The following is a 19,510-nucleotide window of genomic DNA, read 5'->3' on the forward strand; positions in this document are numbered from 1 at the left end:
TCGAACCCGTCTCGTCGTCATGCGCACAGCCCCTGCCGTCGATCGCCGCCGCGAGACTCTCGACGATCTCGCGCACCGCTACGTCTGGTGGTCGAAGGACGCCGGGACGGGCGACGACGTGATCGTCTCCCAGGTGATGAATCTGGGGACCTATGACGACATTCGCCGGCTGGAGGCCGTGATGGCGCCGCAGGAGCTGCGCGCCGTGATGCTGCGGGCGCGCGCCGGCTGGATCGACGCCCGGTCGTGGGCGTTCTGGCGCGGCCGCCTGCTGGCGCAGGGCTGCGCCGACATCCCCGACGCGCCGCCGAAACGGGCGTTCCATGCCGACCTGCTTTGAGCCGCGGCTCGAGGTGCTGCCGCCGGCCCAGCGCCGGCTGTGGCCGTCGCTCGCGCCGGCGCCCGGACTCGGCTTCGTGCTTTACGGCGGCACGGCCGTGGCGCTCTATCTCGGCCACCGCACCTCGGTCGACTTCGACTTCTTCCGGGCCGAGCCGCTCGACAAGGACGAGATTCACCGAGCCTTCCCGCGCGTCGCCGACGGGGCGATCCTGCAGGACCGCGTCGACACCCTGGTCGCGTCCGTCCCGACACCGGACGGCGCCGTGAAGCTGTCGTTCTTCGGCGGTCTCGACATCGGCAGGGTCGCCGAGCCGCTCCAGACGGCTGATGGCGTCTTGCTCGCGGCCTCACCGCTCGATCTTCTGGCCACCAAGTTGAAGGCGATTCTCGACCGGGCCCAGGCCCGCGACTACCAGGACATCGCGGCACTGCTCCGTGCCGGCGGGTCACTGGCGAGCGGCGTCGCGGCCTTCCGCGCCCTGTTCGCCGGAGAGCCGGCGACGGTGCTGCGGGCGATCGGCTATTTTGCCGACGTGCCGGCTGTCTCGGCAGCCGACCGGGACACTCTGACGGCCGCCCGCGATGCGGTCTGCGAGCTGCCGGCCGTCACCGCGACGCCCGGGCGCCTCGCCGTCCCGGTCGGTCCGTGCGACGCGATCGTGGACCCGTTCCCGCGCTGAGCTGTCCCTCACCCCAGCGAGAACAGGTCCGGCTTGGCGGCGTCGCGGCCGTAGGGGAGGCGGTACCAGGCGCGGTCCGATCCCTTCACGCTGTCGAGCAAAGTTTCGATGTCGCAGGCCGAGGCCTGCGCCTCCAGCCGCGCCTTGCGGGCCTGCTGCAGTTCGAGTCGAAGCGTGCCGATGTCCACCATGTCCGGGCTCCGGGAGATGCGATGCCCGTCACCATAATGTGCTCGATCTGTTCCGTAAATGTTCTTTCTGCTCGATTTCGGGTTGTATCGGGTTGTAATCGGACTGGAATCGTTCTCGTCGGCGGGCGGCCGACCCCCTCTACCGGGCCGTCGGCGCCGCCTTCTCGGCCTTCAGCTTGTCGATCGCGGCGCGGATCGGGGCGAACGGGCCGTACTTGTGCTGCTCGGTCGTGAAGCCGTCCGCATAGGGGCCGTAGGGCGTGTCGACCGGCTTCGACAGGAGATCGGGAAAATCCTTGTCGAGCCCGGCCCGCTGCGGCCGGGGCTGCGAGATCATGTAGGCGGCGATGTCCCAGGCGTCGGCGACCGAGAGTTGCGGGTCGAGATAGTCGGTGCCGTGCGGCATGTTGAAGTGCAGGAAGTTGGCCGCCGTGATCAGGCGCGCCATGCCGGCGCCGTCGTTGAAGCTGTCCGGGCCCCACAGCGGCGGGATCATGTAGCCGAGATCCGTGGTCGGCAGGCTGCGGCGGATGCCCTGGCCGTCGGTGTTGTGGCAGTCGAGGCAGGTCTTGGCGTAGAGCGCCTTGCCGCGCACCGGGTCGGCGGCGCGGTCGAGCTCCGGCATGGCGCCGGCGCCGAGCCCCGTCACCGGCTGGCCGGGCCGGTAGCCTTCGGACAGGAACTTCACATAGGCGACGAAGGCCGCCATCTCGGGCGAATCCTTCGGCAGCGACCGGCCGTTCATGCTGCGCGTCATGCAGCTCTCGATGCGGTCCTCGATCGTCACCTCGGCGCCGGCCCGGGCGCTGTATTGCGGGAATTTCTCGAACAGGCCGTAGATCGGCAGGCCGAACTTCTTGGTACCGGCGTGCAGGTGGCAGTTGCTGCAGGCGAGGTTGTTGCCGGCGAAGCGCTTGGCCGGGTCGGCCACCTCCGGCCCGATATGGGCGTAGGTCGCGGTGAACAGGTCGCGGCCGCGGCGCACCAGGCGGGCCGGCGGATCGTCGGGCAGGGCGCCGATCTCGGGGGCGGTCAGGATGCGGTCCGGCCCGGCTGGAGGTGCGGACGGGGCGGCGGACTGGGCGAAGGCGAGCCCGGCCGCCGTGACGGCGACGAGCGGCAGCGACAGCACGGCGAAACGGCGCATCGGGGGCTCCGGGGGTCGACCGGCAGGGCCGGCGGTGCGCCAGTGTGGCCGATCCCGCCGACGAATGCACCAGGTCCGGCGGCATTCGAGGATGACCCAGCGCCGTCATTCCGGTCCGCGTGCCGGAGGCGCGCGGACCCGGAATCCAGCCCGGGCTTCCGCACGTGTCGCTGGATTCCGGGTTCGCGCTTTCAGCGCGCCCCGGAATGACGGGTCACAGCGGCGGGTCGTAGGCCTCCGACTTGCAGGCGATGCTCGCCTCCTCGAGGTCGAGCTCGCGCTCGATGCGACGGCGCGATTCGTCGGTGATCTCGCCCTCGCGCTCCAGCTTGTGGAGATGTACGCGCTCCGCCTCGATCAGCTCCAGCCGCAGCCTGGCGCCGAGCTTGGCCGTGGCGAAGTCCTCGTCGTCGAGGCTGCGCGGCACCACCCGGGTGCGCTGGTCGTTGCGCGCCTCGAGCAGGGCCGAGACATCGTCGTCGATCGTCAGGCCGTCGCGTCCGGCGATCGCCTCGAGCCGTGCGTGGGCGGCGGCAGCGGCGGAGTGGCGGGCGCGCAGCTCCTGCTCGCGGATGACACGGGCCTCGGCCGTGCCGACCGCGGCGAGGCCGAGCCAGCGCATGACCAGCGGCATCATCAGGCCCTGGCCGACCAGCGTGATGACGATGACGCCGAACGTCACCACGACGATGAAGTCGCGATACGGAAACGGCGCGCCCGACTGCAGGGCGAAGGGCAGCGCCAGCGCGGCGGCGAGCGAGACGACGCCGCGCACGCCCACGAAGGCGATCATGAACGGGCGCTGCCATTCCGGCGAGGGGTCGCGGGCGCGCAACGACGGGATCAGCCAGCGCGGCAGATAGACGGCCGGGAACACCCAGACGAAGCGGGCGACGATGCAGATCGCCGTGGTGACGAGAATGCCGGCGACAATCTCGGAGAGCGAATGCGACTGGATGCGCTCGATCAGGGCGCGCGCCTGCATGCCGGTGATCAGGAAGATGAAGCCTTCCAGCAGATAGACGAACAGGTCCCAGAAGAACACGCCCTGCAGGCGGGTCGCCGAGGAGATCAGCAGCGGCCCGTTCCAGCTCACATAGAGGCCGGCCGCGACGGTCGCGAGCACGCCGGAGCCGCCGAGATGCTCGGGCACCCAGTAGCAGAGATACGGCGTCATGATCGACAGGGTGATCTCGACCCGCGGGTCGCGCGCCCAGTGGCGCAGCCGCAGGCTGATCCAGCCGACCGCGATGCCCCAGAAAACCTCGCCGACCACGATGGCGCCGAAGGTTCCGGCGGCCTGCGGAAACGAGAACACGCCGGTGCTCACCGCCGCGACGGCGAAGCGGTAGAGGATCAGGGCGGTCGCGTCGTTGGCCAGCCCCTCGCCCTCCAGCACGACGAGGACGCGGCGCGGCAGGCCGAGCCGGCGGGCGACGGCGAGCGGCGCCACCACGTCGGGCGGCGACACGATGGCGCCGAGCACGAAGGCGACCGGCCAGGGCAGGCCGATCAGGTAATGGGCGCCGGCCGCCACCGCGATCGTGGTGAAGACCACGCAGCCGAAGGCGAGCAGCGAGATCGAGCGCAGGTTGAAGCGGAACTCGCGCCAGCTCATGGCGACGCCGGCCAGATAGATCAGCGGCGGCAGCACGACGAGCAGCACGAATTCGGGGGCGAGCTCGATGGCCGGCAGACCCGGCACGAAGGCGAGCGCGACGCCGGCGATCACCAGGATGATCGAGGGCGCGACGTTCAGCCGGCGGGCCAGCACGGCGACCGCGACGAGGACGGCGAGGAGGAGCAGGAAGGTCTGGATGATCGCGGTCATGGCGCGGGAAACTGGTCGAGTTTTTCCGCCCGTGCAAGGACGCGGCCGGCGCGGCCGGCTAAGATGCCCGCATGAGCCCTACGATCGCACCGAGGCGCTGGCTCGCCCGTCCCGCCGGCTGGCGCGGCTGGCTGATGCTCGCCGTCGTGGTCGTGCTCGTTCTTCTCCTGCTGCCCTATGTGCTGACGCCGTTCCTGCATTTCGGCCGGCCGGTGTCGACCCTGATGCTCGGCCGTTGGCTCACCGGCCAGCGGGTCGAGCGGGTGTGGGTGCCGCTCGCCGACATCGCTCCCGTCCTGCCCCGGACCGTGATCGTCGCCGAGGACGCGCGCTTCTGCGGCCATCGCGGCGTCGACCTCGCCGAGATCCGCGACGCCATCGAGGACGACGGACTCCTGGGGGCGCGCGGCGCCTCGACCATCTCGCAGCAGCTCGCCAAGAACGTCTTCCTGTGGCCGGGCCGCAGCTTCGTGCGAAAGGCTTTGGAGGCGCCGCTGGCCGTCTGGATGGACCTCGTGCTCGGCAAGCGCCGCGTGATGGAGCTCTATCTCAACGTCGCCGAATGGGGGCCGGACGGCGAGTTCGGCGCCGAGGCCGGCGCGCGGCGGGCTTTTGGGCGCTCGGCCCGCGACCTGTCGGCCGGCCAGGCCGCCCTGATGGCCGCGATGCTGCCCGACCCGCACCGGCGCAACGCCGCCAAACCCGGCCCCGGCCTGCGCCGCCTCGCCGGCATCCACGAGCGCCGCGCCGCCAAGGCGCTGGCGGCTTGCGTGGTGGCGCGGAGGTGAATCGCCTTCTCCAGTGGAGCAACGCGAGGGATGCGACAGCTCTCCCGATGCTCGGGCGCGTGCCCCGGACAAGGCGCGTCAGGCCGAAGGCCTGATGCGCCGCAGAGCCGGGGCCGCACGACGGGCGCCTCGCTTGAACGCCCCTGGGTCCCGGTTCGCGGCGCACGGCGCCGCGCCCGGGACACGAGACCTCCACCGCGGCAGCGCAACGCGCGGGCCGACGTTCACCCCTCCCCGTCCGCCGGCGGCGCCGCCATCCCAGCGACCAGGAACGGCATCGCGTAGCGCAGCGCGCCCTCGCCGTCGGAGAGGCTGAAGCCGGGGCCGAACAGGTGCTCCAGGCGGCCGTTGTCGGCCCGGATGTACATCATGGCGCCGTACACGCAGGCGATCCGCCAGAACAGCTCCTCCTTCGAGAGATCCGGGCAGGCGGCCGTGGCGGCGTCGACGAAGCGGCGGCCGACCTCGTCGTAGACGGCGAAGACGAGGCGCCGGACCTCCGGGCTCGGATCGGTCGACGAGCGCCCGGCCAGCAGGTTGAAGCGATGGCCTTCCTCGGTCGCACCCATCCGCAGGGTCGGCGCGACGAAGGCCTCGAGCACCGCGGCGACCGCAGGCGGCCGCCCGGCCGCGGCGGCCTCGGCCAGGCAGACGTCGAGCAGGCGCGTGCGCTCGGCGTTGACGGCATCGAGCCGGCGCCGGAACACCGCCTCCAGCAGCGCTTCCTTGGAGCCGAAGTGATAATGCGCCGCCGCCGGGTTGGCGCGCGCCGCCTCGGCGATGTCGCGGGTCGAGACGTTGCTGTAGCCGTGCGCGGCGAACAGGGCCTCGGCGGCGTCGAGCAGACGCTCGCGGGTCTCGTCGCCCGGGACGGTGGCGCGGCGGCGGCGGGGGGCAGGGCTGGTCAAGGCTTGTCTCGGTTCTTCAGGATGTTGGATTAAAACTCAAGCAGTCGCTTGAAGCAACCGCTTGACTGCCGGAGAAGGCCGTGGTGTCGTGCCGTCACCCCGCCGTCCGGCGCTTGCGCGCCGGCCTCTGCCGATCCCCGCCCCGGCGTTCGCTCCATGCCTCAGCGCATCATCGATCTCTCCATCAGCATCGACACCGACGTGCCGAGCGATCCGCCGATGGCCCGCCCGAAGGTCACCTATCTGGACCACCGGCAGACCTTCGGGCGCCTCCAGACCTTCTTCCCGGGCCTGACGCCGGACCGGCTGCCGGACGGTGCCACCTGGGCGATCGAGAAGGTCGAGCTGACCACCCACAACGGCACCCATCTCGACGCGCCCTGGCATTACCACCCGACCATGAACCACGCGCTGGTCGCCGGCGGCGAGCGCGCCGCGACCATCGACGAGATCCCGCTGGACTGGTGCTTCAAGCCGGGCGTGAAGCTCGACTTCCGCCATCTTCCCGACGGCCACGTGGCGACGGCGGCCGAGGTCGAGGCCGAGCTCGCCCGCATCGGCCACGTCTTGAAGCCGCTCGACATCGTGCTGGTCAACACCGCGGCCGGCGACCGCTACGGCACGTCCGACTATCTCGACGCCGGCTGCGGCATGGGCCGCGAGGCGACCCTGTGGCTCACCTCGCGCGGCGTCCGCGTGGTCGGCACCGACGCCTGGTCGTGGGACGCGCCGTTCGGGGCGACCGCGAAACGCTTTGCCGAGACCGACGACGCGTCGCTGATCTGGGAGGGCCACAAGGCGGGCCGCGAGATCGGCTACTGCCATCTGGAGAAGCTGCACAATCTCGAGCTCCTGCCGGCGACCGGGTTCACGGTCGCCTGCTTCCCGGTGAAGATCCGCGCCGCCTCGGCCGGCTGGACCCGCGCCGTCGCGATCCTCGACGACTGACGGCGCCCGGGTCGCGGGGTCGCCCGCGCGCCGGACGACGATCGCTCCACGACCGCATCGCTCCTCAAAGACAAGAAGGACCATCATGGGACGAACGCACGCCACCCTCCTCTCCGGCTCCCTCGCCGCCCTCGCGCTCGGGCTCGCCGCCGCTTCTGTGCCGGCCCAGGCCCAGACGGCGGGCGAAAAATGGGCCAACCGCCCGATCGAGCTGATCGTGCCGTGGACGGCCGGCGGCGGCGTCGACATCGTCGCCCGCGCCATGGCGCAGGCGATGTCCGGCGACCTCGGCCAGAACGTCTTCGTCACCAATCGCGAGGGCGCCGGCGGCACGCTCGGCTTCCGGGCGCTGCTCGCCGCGACGCCGGACGGGCACGTGCTGGCCGGCGGGCCGGCGACGCCGGTCACCAACGCGCCCTATCTGGTGAAGGGCGTCAGCTACGATCCGGAGTCGTTCGAGTACATCTGCCAGTACTTCGAGAACGTCTTCGCGCTGGTGGTGCGGGCCGACTCGCCCTACGCCACCGCCAAGGACCTGATCGCGGCGGCCAAGAGCGCGCCGGCCCCGCTCACCTATGGCAGCCCGGGCGTCGGCTCGATCGGCCATCTGTCGGCCGAGAACGCCGCGGCGGCCCTCGCCATGAAGGTGCAGCACGTGCCGTTCCGCGGCGACGCCGCCGGCCTGCCGGTGCTGCTCAAGGGCGACATCGACTTCCTGGTGCCGGCGATCTCCTCGGTGCGCGGCCAGAACGTCCGGGTGCTCGCGGTGTTCTCGGAGGAGCGCCATCCGAGCCTGCCCGACGTGCCGACTGCCAAGGAGCTCGGCGTCGCCCGCTCGCTGTCGCAGGGGCTCAACGGCCTGTTCGCCCCGAAGGGCATCCCGGCGCCCGTCAAGGAGTCGCTGGAGAAGGCCTGCGCGGCGGCGGTGAAGTCCGAGCCGGTCGCGGCGGCGCTGAAGAACACCGGCCAGGTCGCGGCCTATCTCGACAGCGCGGCGTTCCGGGCCCGCATTCTCGACGACTACAAGCTGAAGGGCGAGCTGATCCGCCGGCTCGGCCTCGAGGACAAGTGAGCGATGGCTGACAGCAAGACGTCCGGCGGCGCGGCCGCCGGCGCGACCTCGGGCAAGCGGCCCGTGATCGTCACCTGCGCGCTGACCGGCGGCGGCGACACGGTCGGCAAGAACCCGGCCGTCCCGGTGACGCCCGAACAGATCGCGACCTCGGCGCTCGACGCCGCCAAGGCCGGCGCCGCGGTCGTCCACATCCACGTGCGCGATCCGGCGACCGGGAAGCCGTCGACCGATCTCGCGCTCTATCGCGAGACGGTCGAGCGCATCCGGGCCGTCGACACCGACGTGATCATCAACCTGACGACCGGCGCCGGCGCCCGCTTCATCCCGTCCGACGCCGACCCGCGGGTCGGCGCGCCGGGCTCGACGCTGGCGCCGCCGGAGGCGCGGGTGCGCCACGTCGAGGCACTGCGCCCCGAGATCTGCACGCTCGACATCACCACGATGAACTTCGGCGAGTTCGTCTTCGTCAACACGCCGGCGCATCTCCGGGTGATGGGCCGCGCCGTGGCGGCGGCCGGCGTGCTGCCCGAGCTCGAATGCTTCGACAGCGGCAATGTCCGGCTCGCCTTGCGGCTGATCGAGGAGGGCGTGCTGCGCGAGCCCGCCATGTTCCAGCTCTGCCTCGGCGTGCCGTGGGGGGCGCCGGCGACCCCGGAGGCGATGATGTTCATGCGCGACATGCTGCCGAAGGGCACGTTCTGGACCGGCTTCGGCATCGGTCCGGCCCAGTTCCCGATGGTCGCCCAGGCGATCCTGCTCGGCGGCCATGTCCGGGTCGGGCTGGAGGACAGCCTCCACATCGAGAAGGGCGTTCTCGCCCCGAGCAACGCCGCTCTGGTCGAGAAGGCGGTGCGGATTCTCCGCGCGCTCGACACCGAGCCGGCGACCCCGGCCGAGGCGCGCCACATCCTGGGGTTGCCGCGCGGGCCCGCGTGATGCCGGCTCGTGTCCCGGGCGCGGCGCATCGCGCCGTGACCCGGGACCCAGGGCCGCAGGACGAGGCCGTCCGCGGTGGTCTTCCCGTGCCGCCCCTGGGTCCCGGCTCTGCGGCGCGTCAGGCCTGCGGCCGGACGCGCCGCAGAGCCGGGACACGCAACCATACGCGGGGACGAGCGGCAGGATTGCGTCCCAAAAACCGCTCTAGCCAGCCCGTGGCGCTTGCTCTATAAGCCCCACTTTCCGGAAAACCGGGCATCGGCGCGTCCTCGCTGCCGGCCCCTGTCGAGGAGACCGCACCCATGGCCGTGCCGAAACGAAAGACCTCGCCCTCCCGCCGCGGCATGCGCCGCTCGGCCGACGCCATCAAGGCGCCGACCTATGTGGAGGACAAGGACTCGGGCGAGCTGCGTCGTCCGCACCACGTCGATCTGAAGACCGGCATGTATCGCGGCCGGCAGATCTTCACCAAGAAGTCCGAGGACTGAGCGGCCCGGTCCGGTTCGCCGGACCTCGTCGTCGCCCGCCCGCCGCGACCGAAAGGTCGCGGACGACGTCCGTGCGCCCTGCGCCCGGGCGTTTTCGGCGTTTGGCGCCGGGCAATCGCGGCGTCACTGGACGGCCACGGTCGGCGCGTCTAAGAGGCGGGCCATTCCGCCGCCGGCCGTTTCGAGGACCTTCTCCATGTTCATGCTCGGCTTTCCGCTGCTGCTCGTCCCGTTCGCGATCTACAACATCGTCGCCTTCCTGCTGCGCGGCTTCGTGTGGACCGACCCGGTGTTCCAGGTCCGGATGATCTCGCAGGCCGAGTTCGCCTTGAGCTGGGGCGACGCTCTGGTCGTGGTGGGGCTGGTGTTCCTGTTCCTGGAGATCGCCAAGGCGACCCGGATGTCGCGCCGCAGCGTGGTCGACCACGTGCTGTCGCTGCTCCTCTTCATCGCCATGCTGATCGAGTTCCTGGTGGTGCCGGAGACCGCGACGGCGACCTTCTTCCTCCTCCTCGTCATCGCCTTCGTCGACGTGATCGCCGGCTTCACGGTGTCGCTGCGCACGGCGCAACGCGACGTCTCGCTGGAGACGGTGCGCAGCGCCGACTAGATGATCTATCTCGCCGGTCCCGACGTCTTCCTGCCCGACGCCGCGGCGATCGGGCGGCGCAAGGTCGCGCTATGCGCCCGCTATGGCCTGCCGGCCCTGTATCCGCTCGACAATGCGCTGGGGCCTGACCCCGCGTCGGACGCGATCTTCGCCGGCAATCTCGCCATGATGGACCGGGCTGCCGCCGTGATCGCCAACCTGACGCCGTTCCGCGGTCCGAGCGCCGATGCCGGCACCGTGTTCGAGCTCGGCTACATGGCGGGGCGCGGCAAGCTCTGCGTCGGCTACTCCAACGACCCGCGTCCCTATGCGGGCCGGGTGCCCGAGGACGGCCACCTGATCGAGGACTTCGGCCTCGCCGACAATCTGATGATCGCCCACGCGCTGGATCGCTTCGGCGCTCCGATCGTGGTGCCGAAGGCCGCCCCGGCCGATCCGTGGCACGATCTCGCCGCCTTCGAGACCTGCGTGCGGCTGATCGCCTCGCGTCTCGCCCCGCATCGCTCCGTCTGAGTGTCGCCGCGGCTCGATCCTGTCGGCGTCAGCTCTGGTGCAGGTCCAACGAGGCGTCGCGCGCGGGCCGGTCGTGGTGGCGTGCTTGCGGCCGGCCAAAAAAAGAGGCCCCGACACAAGGTCGGGGCCTCCCAGCGGAAGGAGCGGTGCCGGGTCTCCGCTCCTCCCGTATCGGGCCGCGAGGCGCGCCCCGCAGGGTGCGCATCGCGGGTGAGACGGGTCTCACATGTTGTAGGCGCGCTCGCCGTGGTCGGCGAGGTCGAGGCCCTCGCGCTCCTGCTCGGCGGTCGGCCGCAGGCCGACGACGAGGTCGACGATCTTGTAGAGGATCGCCGAGCCGACACCCGACCACACGATGGTCAGGCCGACGGCCTTGAGCTGCGAGATGAGCTGCGCCATCTGGTCGAAGTCGGCGACCTTGGCGGCGACGTAGTCGTAGACGCCGGTGCCGCCGAGCGCCGGGTTGACCAGGATGCCGGTGCCGATGGCGCCGATGATGCCGCCGACGCAGTGGATGCCGAACACGTCGAGCGCGTCGTCGTAGCCGAAGGCATTCTTCACGACCGAGCAGAAGAACAGGCAGACGATGCCGACGATCAGGCCGAGCACGATGGCGCCCATCGGGCCCGCGAAGCCGGCCGCCGGGGTGACGGCGACGAGACCGGCGATGCAGCCCGACAGCGCGCCGAGGAGCGACGGCTTGCCCTTCACGATCCACTCCGCAAACATCCACGACAGCGCGGCGGCGGCGGTGGCGACGAAGGTGTTGACCATCGCGAGCGCGGCCGAGCCCGAAGCCTCCAGCGCCGAGCCGGCGTTGAAGCCGAACCAGCCCACCCACAGCAGGGCGGCGCCGATCATCGTCTGGGTCAGCGAGTGGGGAGGCATCAGCTCCTTGCCGAAGCCGATGCGACGGCCGACGATCAGGGCGCCGACGATGCCGGCGATGCCCGCATTGATGTGCACCACGGTGCCGCCGGCGAAGTCGAGCGCGCCCCACGAGAAGATCTGGCCGGCGTCGGCCATCACCTCGTCGAGCTTGGCCTGGGCGGCCGCCTTGGCGGCGGCGTCAGTGGCCGCGGCGACGGCGGCGGCGGCGTCGGCGATCGCGTCCGGGCCGGCCCAGTACCAGACCATGTGGGCGATCGGGAAGTAGATCAGCGTGACCCACAGCGGGATGAACAGGGCGAGCGCCGAGAACTTCATGCGCTCGGCGAAGGCGCCGACGATCAGGGCGGGCGTGATCGCCGCGAAGGTCATCTGGAAGCAGACGTAGATCAGCTCGGAGATGTTGGCGCCGACCGAGAAGGTCGCGGCCTTCGTCTCCGGCGTCACGCCGGCCAGGAACAGCTTGGAGAAGCCGCCGATGAAGGGCGAGCCGCCCGTGAAGGTGACGCTGTAGCCGTAGATGGCCCACAGCACGACGCAGATGCAGACCGTGTAGAAGACGTGCGCCAGCACCGACAGCATGTTCTTGGAGCGCACCAGGCCGCCGTAGAACAGCGCGAGGCCCGGGATCGTCATCAGCAGAACGAGCACGGCCGACGTCATCATCCAGGCGTTGTCGCCCTTGTTGACGGTCGGCTCGGCCGCGAAGGCCGTGCTCGCCGCCAGCATCGCGACCGCGAAGGCCGCGATGCCCGCACGATACGGATTCTTTGTTGTCATCATGTCACTCCTGTCCGTTGGGTGCGGATCACAGCGCCGCATTGTCGGTTTCGCCGGTCCGGATGCGGACCGCCTGATCGATGCCGACGACGAAGATCTTGCCGTCGCCGATCTGGCCGGTCTTGGCGGCGCCCGAGATCGTCTCGATCACCTTCTCGACCTGATTGCTCGGCACCGCGATCTCCACCTTCACCTTCGGCAGGAAGCTCACCGCGTATTCGGTGCCACGATAGATTTCGGTATGGCCCTTCTGACGCCCGTAGCCCTTCACCTCGGTCACGGTCATGCCGTAGACGCCGATGGAGGTGAGCGCATCGCGGACCTCGTCGAGCTTGAATGGCTTGATGATGGCCATGACGATTTTCATAGAATCGATCCCCGCTGGAGCCCCCTCTGGCCGAGGCGGGCTGAAATAACGGCTCGGCGCGCGAGATCGCCCCCCGCAGGCTTAGCCGACGGGACCCGAATCAAACCGCGTGCCAACCCGGGTTCCTTTCGGCGGCCCCATGATTCCGCGGTGCTTTGTCGCGTGGCCGTCGAAGCCGGGCGGCGCCGGGTGCGGCGGAGCGGGTGAAAAGGCGGGCAGTCGCGGCGCGACGGCGCGTCGCTGCGCAATCGGCAGGCGTTATCTGCCTAATTCGTGGTCAGGGAGGTCTCGGATCTTACCGGGACATAAACGGCGGGCTACGAAAGTATGAGACCCGGGGCGGGGCGCCGGCGAGCCGCCGCCGGCTCAGGGTGCGCGGATGCGGAGCCGCCTACGGACCCGTCATCCCGGGGCGCGGACCACAGGTCCGCGAGCCCGGGATCCATACTCCCGGTATCGGTGGCTCACGACAGGCAGGGTGTATGGGTCCCGGGCTCGGCCCTTGCGGGCCGCCCCGGGACGACGGCGCGCTTCTGCAAAGCTCCGCGCGGGCGCGGCGACGGCTACAGCGCGTCGGCGTCGGACTCGCCGGTGCGGATGCGCATCGCCCGGTCGACCTTGGTGACGAAGATCTTGCCGTCGCCGATCTGGCCCGTGCGGGCGGCGGCGCTGATCGCGTCGATCACGGCGTCGACCCGGTCGGCCGGCACGACGACGTCGATGCGCACCTTGGGCAGGAAGCTGACGGCGTATTCGGCGCCCCGGTAGATCTCGGTGTGGCCTTTCTGGCGGCCGTAGCCTTTCACCTCGGCGACCGTCATGCCGGTGACCCCGATGCGGGTCAGCGCCTGGTGCACGTCGTCGAGCTTGAACGGCTTGATCACCGCGATCACGAGCTTCATGGCGGCCCCCTCTGTCGTGTTCGGCGACCCGCGGCCGCCGGGCGGTGCCGTGCCCGGCTCGGCCGACGGCACCGCGATGGACGAAGCGTGAAAAAGGCGTCCGTGCGCCGAAAAAACCGCGCCGACGCCGGAAGAGCGAGCCCTCACACTACGCCAAGGAAACGCCGCCGTCAGCCGCCCTGTGGGCCGCCCGGTGCCGGCTCAGCCGTGGCGCGGCCGCACCACGCCCTCCTGCGCCACCGAGGCGACCAACGTGCCGTCGCGCGCGAAGATCAGGCCGCGACCGAGCCCGCGCGCGCCGTGCGCGTTGGGGCTGTCCTGGCAGTAGAGCAGCCACTCGTCGGCCCGGAACGGCCGGTGGAACCACATCGCGTGGTCGAGGCTCGCCGCCATGATGTCCTTCTCGAACAGGGTGCGGCCGTGCGGGATCATCGAGGCGTCGAGCAGCAGCATGTCGGATGCGTAGGCGAGCACGCAGCGGTGGATCGCCGGCTCGTCGGGCAGCCGCCCGGTGGTGCGGATCCACACATGGAAGCGCCCCTCCGGGTGCGCCTTGCCGAGATAGCGCTCGAACTCGACCGGGCGCAGCTCGATCGGCCGCTCGCGCTCGTAATAGCCGCGCACCGGGTCGGGCATCAGCGGCAGGATGCGCTCCTTCAGCTCGAGCTCGCTCGGCAGGTTCTCGGGGCCGGCCACGTCGGGCATCTTGAACTGATGCTCGAAGCCCTCCTCGGGGCGATGGAACGACACCATGGCCGAGTAGATCGGCCGGCCGTGCTGGATCGCGGTGACGCGCCGGGTCGTGTAGCTCTTGCCGTCGCGCAGCCGCTCGACTTCGTAGATGATCGGCACCTTGGGGTCGCCGGCGAGCAGGAAGTAGGCGTGCAGCGAATGCGGCGGCCGCTCGGCGATCTCGTCGACGGTGCGGCAGGCGGCGACCAGCGCCTGGCCGATCACCTGGCCGCCGAAGACGCGCTGCCAGCCCGACTGCGGCGAGCGTCCGCGAAAGAGATTCACCTCGAGCGGCTCGAGATCGATGACGGACAGAAGGTGCTGGACGGCGGACGCCATGAGTTCACGACCTGTCGTTTCGCTGGGATGTCGCAGTGACGCCGGCGCACCGCACAAAGTCAAGGCGCCGGTGTCGTGCCCGCTCGTGATCGCCGGCCGGCGCGAACACTCATTCTCTCGTCGTCCCGGGGCGCGAACCGCAGGTTCGCGAGCCCGGAATCCATACGCCCGGTGGCGGTGGCTCACGAGAAACCGGGCGGGGCACAGGTCGCATGGCCGCCGCCGCACCGGCGATGCTATAGCTCGCGGCGGGATCGCGCCGGGGTGCCGGCGCGGCCGAAGCATGCGGTGACGAGATGACGGTCGAACGAACCAATGTGGTGATCGCGGGTGGCGGCTTCGCCGGGCTGGCGCTGGCGCTGGCGCTGCGCCAGTCGCTCGGGCCGCGCTTCGGCGTCGTGGTCGCCGATCCGGCGGTGGCGCGGCCGGCCGTCGACGCGCGCGCCTCGGCGATCGCGGCGGCGACCCGGCGCATGCTGGAGACGCTCGGTGTGTGGCCCGCCGTGGCGGCGAGCGCCCAGGACATCCTCGACATGGTGATCACCGACAGCCGGCTCGACGACGCCGTGCGGCCGGTGTTTCTCACCTTTGCGGGCGAGGTGGCGCCCGGCGAGCCCTTCGCCCAGATGGTCGAGAACGGCGTGCTCCTCAAGGCGCTGCTCGACCGCGCCGAGGTCGACCAGCTCGATCTGCGCGCCACGACCGTCACCGGCTACGAGACGACCCCCCAGGGCGTGACCGTCACGCTCGGCGACGGCGCCGTCGTTCAGGCGAGCCTGCTGGTCGCCGCCGACGGCGTGCGCTCGCGGCTGCGCGACCTCGCCGGCATCACGGTGGTCGGCTGGGAGTACGGTCAGTCGGCGATCGTCACCACGGTCAAGCACGAGCGCGATCACGGCGGCCGCGCCACCGAGCACTTTTTGCCGGCCGGGCCGTTCGCGATCCTTCCGCTCACCCAGAACCGCGCGTCGCTCGTCTGGGTGGAGACGACCGAGGAGGCGAAGCGGATCGTCGCGCTGCCGGACGCCGACTTCCACGACGAGCTGGAGAAGCGCTTCGGCCTGCATCTCGGTGCGCTCGAAGCGGTCGGGCCGCGTAAGCACTATCCGCTCGGCCTCGGCGTCGCCCGCGCCTTCGTGGCCGATCGCCTCGCCCTGATCGGGGACGCCGCGCATCGCGTCCATCCGATCGCCGGACAGGGGCTCAATCTCGGGCTTCGCGATTCGGCGGCGCTCGCCGAGGCGGTGGCCGACGCGGCGCGGCTCGGCCTCGACATCGGCGCCCCGGACGTGCTGGAGCGCTATCAGCGCTGGCGGCGCTTCGACACCATGACGATGGGCATCGCCACCGACGGCCTCAACCGGCTGTTCTCGAACCGCTCCGACGTGCTGCGCCTGGTGCGCGACCTCGGCCTCGGCCTGGTCGACCGCGCCCCCGTGCTCAAGCGCGTCTTCGTCCGCGAGGCCGCCGGCCTCTCCGGCGAGGTGCCGAAGCTCCTGAAGGGCGAGGCGCTTTAGAGGGGCACCGTCATTCCGGGGCGCGCCGAAGGCGCGAACCCGGAATCCAGCGGCGAACTCGACAGTCTGGGCTGGATTCCGGGTTCGGCGCGGCGCGCCGCCCCGGAATGACCCGTGCTGATCGGTCGGTTCCCGGCCTCACACCATCGGAATGGACGCGACGTGCTGCTGGAAGGCGGGACGCAGGTCGATGGCGCCGTACCAGCGCTCGAGATTCGGCATCGCCGGCCGCTCCGGCACCAGCTCCAGGAAGCGCCGCGCCATGATGGCGAGCGGGATGTCGCCGTAGGAGAAGCTGTCGCCGGCCAGATAGGCGGACTGCCCCAGCGCCGCGTCGGCGATGCCGAAGGCCGCGATGCTCTTCTCCTTGCCGGTCGCGATCGCCGCCGCGTCGCGCTTCTCCGGCGGCGTGCGCACGAGCTGCCAGAACACCGGGATGATGGCCGGCGCCGCCACGGTGAGCTGCCAGTCCATCCACTGGCCGGCGCGGGCGCGGCCGCGCGCATCGGCCGGCTCCAGCGGCTCCGGCCCGTGGGTCGCGGCGAGATGCCGGACGATCGCGTTCGACTCCCACAGCACGAAGCCGTCGTCGTCGCGCATGGTCGGGATCAGGCCGTTGGGGTTCAGCGTCAGATATTCGGGATCCCGGTTGCCGCCGAACGGCCCGCCGAGATCGATGCGCTCGTGCGGCAGCCCGAGCTCGCCGATCGCCCACATCACCTTCTGCACGTTGGACGAAGTCGTGCGGCCCCAGATCGTCAGCATTCGTGTCCCCCCGGCTTCCGCGTTCCGCTCCGGTCCTCCGGTGCGCGGGCGATGGCCCGCGAACTCGGACTTCAGAGGCAACGCCTGTGATCTGCGCTGGAGTCCGGGTTCGCGCTCGTCGCGCGCCCCGGAACGACGGAGTAGGGCCGCGCCTCAGTCGAGGCGGCGGGCCTCGTCGACCAGCATGATCGGGATGCCGTCGCGGATCGGATAGGCGAGGCGGGCCGCCCGCGACACCAGCTCCTGGCGCTCGGCGTCGTATTCGAGCGGCCCCTTGGTCAGCGGGCAGACGAGGATATCGAGGAGCTTCGGGTCGACGGCGCCGGCGGCTCGGTCGGAAGTCGTCGAGGTCATGCGGTCAATCCGTTCGTGAACGTCCTTCGTCGACGGAGTCGGTTCGGCCCAGCCGGACAGGCGGGAAGGCACCATACGCTCGGGCTCGCGGAGCGCCAACGCCTCGGGAGGTGCCGGGTTCCCGCGCCCGTCACCGTGCGCCCTCACTGCAGCGGCGCATCGCCGGAGTTGCGGCCCTTGGCCAGCTCGATCTCGGTGACGGCGACGAGGATCTCGGCCCGCGTCTTCAGGTCGGGCGCCTCCAGGAGGGCCTGCTTCTCGGCCGGGCCGTAAGGCGACATCATCGCCAGCGCGTTGACCAGCGCCTCGTTGGGGGCGCTCTCGATGCCGTCCCAGTCGGCCTTCAGCTTGTTGGCCTCGAGGAAGTCGCGCAGCGCCCGGAGCAACGACGCGCGGTCGACTGCCTTCTCGCCCTTGCGGGCGACGAAGTCGTCGGCGAACGGCGCGTAGGAGACCAGGCACTGGCGGTAGGGCGTATCGACGGCGAGCTCATGCTCCAGCCGGAACCGCGACACCCCGGTGAGCTGTAGCAGGTAGCGCCCGTCGCCGCTCTCGGCGAACTGGGTGATGCGGCCGACGCAGCCGACCCGGAACAGGGTCGGCTTGTCCTCCGGACCCGGATGGGCGCTGTCCGGCTGGATCATGCCGATCAGCCGGTGGCCGCTCTTGAGCGCGTCGTCGACCATCGCGAGATAGCGCGGCTCGAAGATGTTGAGCGGCATCTGGCCGCGCGGCAGCAGCAGCGCGCCCGGCAGCGGAAACACCGGAAGGGTCGAGGGCAGGTCCGCCGGGCCCCGATACGATGCGTTCATGGGCATGGCCGATCTCCGGGTCCGGTCCGGCGCGCCGGATCGACCGGCGGCGGACCGGGCGTGAACACTCAGGCGAACAGGATCGAGGACAGGCGGCGGCGGCCCGAGACCGTCGACTCGTCGGTCGGACCCCAGGCCTCGAACAGCTGGACGAGCTGCTTGCGGGCGCCGTCGTCGTTCCACTTGCGGTCGCGCCGGACGATCTCCAGGAGATGGTCGACCGTCTCGGCCTTGCGGCCCTTGGCGGCGAGCGCGAGGGCGAGGTCGTAGCGCGCCTGGTGGTCGAGCGGGTCGGCCGCGACCTTCTTCTCCAGCTCGACCAGCGGCCCGAGGGCGGCGGCCTGCTCGGCGACCTCGAGGGCGGCCGCGGCGGCGGCGACCGGCTGCTGGGCGCGCTTGGCTTCCGGCACCATGGCGAGCGTCTGCCGGGCCTGGTCGAGCGCGCCGGTCTCGACATAGCAGCGCACCAGGCCCGCCATGGCGTGCAGGTTCTCCGGATCGTGCTGGAGCACCTGGGCGTAGATCTGCGCGGCCGAGCCGGCGTCGCCGTCGACCAGGGCGGCGTCAGCCGCCTCCAGGGCCTCGGCGACCGGGTCGCCCTCGGGCGCCGCGCGGCCGCGGGTCAGCCGGTCCAGGAAGGCGACGATCTGGCTCTCGGGGAGCGCGCCCATGAAGCCGTCGGCGATGCGGCCGTCGGCGAAGGCCAGCACGGCCGGGATCGACTGGATGCCGAGCTGCTGCTGGAGCTGCTGGAACACGGCGCGATGCTGCTCGATGTTCAGCTTGACCAGCTTCACCTTGCCGCGGGCCGCCTTGACCAGCTTCTCCAGCACCGGCGTGAGCTGCTTGCAGGGCTGGCACCAGTCGGCCCAGAGGTCGAGGAGCACGGGCTGCCGGCGCGACTCCTCGATCACGTCCTTGGCGAACTCTTGCGTGGTCGTGTCCTTGATGAGCCCGTCCGCGGCCACCGCCGCCCCGCCGTCCTGAAGCATCTGGAGTGTCCTTGTATCCGGGTGCCGCCGCCCCCATCGAGCGACTAGATGGGGAAGCACGGAACTCATTGCAATCGCGTCGTCAACCGGGCGCGTCGTCAATCCGGCGAGGCGCCGCCCGAGACCGTGAGGAGGCGTGGCTCGTGACCCGTGTGGCGCAGGAAGCGCAGGAGGTCGGCGGGCGCGATCGCCGTCGTCATGGTGTTGACCAGCGGATGATAGTTGAGCGGGTCGTGCGCCAGCATGGGCTCGTCCAGCACGACGGTGACCCGCAGGGCGGTGTCGTTGATGACGGCGAACGGGGTCACCGAGCCGGGCGTCACCCCGAGGACCTCCTGCATGAGCTCGGCCGAGCCGAACGAGAACCGGCCGGCATCCAGCCGCCGGTGCAGGCCCTTGAGGTCGATCACGGCGTCTTCGAGCGCCACCACCAAGTACAGCGTGCCCCGCTTGTCCTTGAGAAACAAGTTTTTCGTGTGCCCGCCCGGGATCGTGCCGCGCAGCGCCTGCGATTCCTCGACCGTGAACAGCGGCGGATGCGACACGGTGCGGTGCGCGACGCCGAGCCGGTCGAGGCAGGCGAACAGGTCGTCGGGGGTGGCGGG

Annotated in this window: 23 protein-coding genes; 10 read left to right on the forward strand and 13 right to left on the reverse strand. The window is 70.9% G+C overall.

Features of this window, described 5'->3' with window-relative positions; genetic code table 11:
* The first annotated feature begins 19 nt into the window (after positions 1–19).
* Together CCR97_RS18515 and CCR97_RS18520 are read left to right on the forward strand one after the other, a co-directional pair.
* Complete coding sequence (locus tag CCR97_RS18515) at positions 20–340, forward strand: hypothetical protein (RefSeq protein WP_111357542.1); 321 nt, start codon at positions 20–22, stop codon at positions 338–340.
* Complete coding sequence (locus CCR97_RS18520; protein ID WP_111357541.1) at positions 324–1,022, forward strand: nucleotidyl transferase AbiEii/AbiGii toxin family protein; 699 nt, start codon at positions 324–326, stop codon at positions 1,020–1,022. The genes CCR97_RS18515 and CCR97_RS18520 overlap by 17 nt, the downstream gene beginning before the upstream one ends.
* A gap of 8 nt (positions 1,023–1,030) precedes the next feature.
* Here CCR97_RS18520 and CCR97_RS18525 read toward each other — a convergent pair whose 3' ends face one another.
* From CCR97_RS18525 to CCR97_RS18535, 3 genes are all read right to left on the reverse strand, one after another.
* Positions 1,031–1,213 carry a hypothetical protein gene (locus CCR97_RS18525; protein ID WP_111357540.1) on the reverse strand — a complete coding sequence of 61 codons (183 nt, stop codon included), beginning with the start codon at positions 1,211–1,213 and terminating at the stop codon, positions 1,031–1,033.
* A gap of 139 nt (positions 1,214–1,352) precedes the next feature.
* Positions 1,353–2,360 (reverse strand): c-type cytochrome, encoded by a 1,008-nt coding sequence (locus CCR97_RS18530; RefSeq protein ID WP_111357539.1) that lies wholly within the window; start codon positions 2,358–2,360, stop codon positions 1,353–1,355.
* Positions 2,361–2,574: 214 nt separating this feature from the next.
* On the reverse strand, positions 2,575–4,191 hold the full coding sequence (locus CCR97_RS18535) for a Na+/H+ antiporter (protein ID WP_111357538.1): 1,617 nt from the start codon (positions 4,189–4,191) through the stop codon (positions 2,575–2,577).
* Positions 4,192–4,325: 134 nt separating this feature from the next.
* Here CCR97_RS18535 and mtgA point away from each other — a divergent pair, with 134 nt between their 5' ends.
* The gene (mtgA, locus tag CCR97_RS18540) at positions 4,326–4,979 is read left to right on the forward strand and encodes a monofunctional biosynthetic peptidoglycan transglycosylase (protein ID WP_420826085.1); all 654 of its coding nucleotides are present in this window, start codon (positions 4,326–4,328) and stop codon (positions 4,977–4,979) included.
* Between the two features lie 224 nt (positions 4,980–5,203).
* Here the strand turns inward: mtgA and CCR97_RS18545 are convergent, their stop codons facing one another.
* Positions 5,204–5,887: a TetR/AcrR family transcriptional regulator gene (locus tag CCR97_RS18545; protein WP_170145854.1), complete on the reverse strand. Its 684-nt coding sequence runs from the start codon at positions 5,885–5,887 to the stop codon at positions 5,204–5,206.
* A gap of 156 nt (positions 5,888–6,043) precedes the next feature.
* On the opposite strand from CCR97_RS18545, the gene CCR97_RS18550 reads away from it, so the two are divergent.
* The 6 genes from CCR97_RS18550 (at position 6,044) to CCR97_RS18575 (ending at position 10,457) form a co-directional block, all read left to right on the forward strand.
* Positions 6,044–6,835 carry a cyclase family protein gene (locus CCR97_RS18550; RefSeq protein ID WP_111357535.1) on the forward strand — a complete coding sequence of 264 codons (792 nt, stop codon included), beginning with the start codon at positions 6,044–6,046 and terminating at the stop codon, positions 6,833–6,835.
* A gap of 85 nt (positions 6,836–6,920) precedes the next feature.
* Positions 6,921–7,907, forward strand: a complete 987-nt coding sequence (locus tag CCR97_RS18555; RefSeq protein WP_111357534.1) for a tripartite tricarboxylate transporter substrate binding protein — start codon at positions 6,921–6,923, stop codon at positions 7,905–7,907.
* Positions 7,908–7,910: 3 nt separating this feature from the next.
* The gene (locus CCR97_RS18560) at positions 7,911–8,846 is read left to right on the forward strand and encodes a beta-keto acid cleavage family enzyme (RefSeq protein WP_201159750.1); all 936 of its coding nucleotides are present in this window, start codon (positions 7,911–7,913) and stop codon (positions 8,844–8,846) included.
* Positions 8,847–9,148: 302 nt separating this feature from the next.
* Positions 9,149–9,334: a 50S ribosomal protein L32 gene (rpmF, locus tag CCR97_RS18565; protein ID WP_111359959.1), complete on the forward strand. Its 186-nt coding sequence runs from the start codon at positions 9,149–9,151 to the stop codon at positions 9,332–9,334.
* A 196-nt stretch (positions 9,335–9,530) separates the two neighbouring features.
* A complete protein-coding gene (locus CCR97_RS18570; RefSeq protein WP_111359960.1) occupies positions 9,531–9,944 on the forward strand; it encodes a hypothetical protein in 414 nt (137 codons plus the stop codon).
* On the forward strand, positions 9,945–10,457 hold the full coding sequence (locus CCR97_RS18575) for a nucleoside 2-deoxyribosyltransferase (protein ID WP_111359961.1): 513 nt from the start codon (positions 9,945–9,947) through the stop codon (positions 10,455–10,457).
* Positions 10,458–10,679: 222 nt separating this feature from the next.
* Here CCR97_RS18575 and CCR97_RS18580 read toward each other — a convergent pair whose 3' ends face one another.
* From CCR97_RS18580 to tesB, 4 genes are all read right to left on the reverse strand, one after another.
* Complete coding sequence (locus CCR97_RS18580) at positions 10,680–12,125, reverse strand: ammonium transporter (protein WP_111359963.1); 1,446 nt, start codon at positions 12,123–12,125, stop codon at positions 10,680–10,682.
* A gap of 28 nt (positions 12,126–12,153) precedes the next feature.
* Positions 12,154–12,492 (reverse strand): P-II family nitrogen regulator, encoded by a 339-nt coding sequence (locus CCR97_RS18585; protein ID WP_111359962.1) that lies wholly within the window; start codon positions 12,490–12,492, stop codon positions 12,154–12,156.
* Between the two features lie 563 nt (positions 12,493–13,055).
* Complete coding sequence (locus CCR97_RS18590; protein WP_111358920.1) at positions 13,056–13,394, reverse strand: P-II family nitrogen regulator; 339 nt, start codon at positions 13,392–13,394, stop codon at positions 13,056–13,058.
* A 201-nt stretch (positions 13,395–13,595) separates the two neighbouring features.
* Positions 13,596–14,465, reverse strand: a complete 870-nt coding sequence (gene tesB / locus CCR97_RS18595) for an acyl-CoA thioesterase II (RefSeq protein ID WP_111358921.1) — start codon at positions 14,463–14,465, stop codon at positions 13,596–13,598.
* Between the two features lie 296 nt (positions 14,466–14,761).
* Here tesB and CCR97_RS18600 point away from each other — a divergent pair, with 296 nt between their 5' ends.
* Complete coding sequence (locus CCR97_RS18600; protein WP_111358922.1) at positions 14,762–15,982, forward strand: ubiquinone biosynthesis hydroxylase; 1,221 nt, start codon at positions 14,762–14,764, stop codon at positions 15,980–15,982.
* Positions 15,983–16,120: 138 nt separating this feature from the next.
* On the opposite strand, the gene CCR97_RS18605 is transcribed toward CCR97_RS18600, so the two are convergent.
* From CCR97_RS18605 to CCR97_RS18625, 5 genes are all read right to left on the reverse strand, one after another.
* The gene (locus CCR97_RS18605) at positions 16,121–16,747 is read right to left on the reverse strand and encodes a glutathione S-transferase family protein (protein ID WP_111358923.1); all 627 of its coding nucleotides are present in this window, start codon (positions 16,745–16,747) and stop codon (positions 16,121–16,123) included.
* 153 nt (positions 16,748–16,900) lie between these two features.
* Positions 16,901–17,101: a Trm112 family protein gene (locus CCR97_RS18610; RefSeq protein ID WP_111358924.1), complete on the reverse strand. Its 201-nt coding sequence runs from the start codon at positions 17,099–17,101 to the stop codon at positions 16,901–16,903.
* A 143-nt stretch (positions 17,102–17,244) separates the two neighbouring features.
* Positions 17,245–17,919 carry an LON peptidase substrate-binding domain-containing protein gene (locus CCR97_RS18615; RefSeq protein ID WP_111358925.1) on the reverse strand — a complete coding sequence of 225 codons (675 nt, stop codon included), beginning with the start codon at positions 17,917–17,919 and terminating at the stop codon, positions 17,245–17,247.
* Between the two features lie 62 nt (positions 17,920–17,981).
* Entirely contained in the window at positions 17,982–18,905 is a 924-nt protein-coding gene (locus CCR97_RS18620) for a thioredoxin family protein (RefSeq protein WP_111358926.1), read from the reverse strand.
* Between the two features lie 98 nt (positions 18,906–19,003).
* Positions 19,004–19,510 (reverse strand): prolyl-tRNA synthetase associated domain-containing protein (locus CCR97_RS18625; RefSeq protein ID WP_244670548.1); only part of this gene is annotated, 507 nt, incomplete at its 5' end.

The organism is Rhodoplanes elegans (genome assembly GCF_016653355.1).
GTDB classification, from domain to species: domain Bacteria; phylum Pseudomonadota; class Alphaproteobacteria; order Rhizobiales; family Xanthobacteraceae; genus Rhodoplanes; species Rhodoplanes elegans.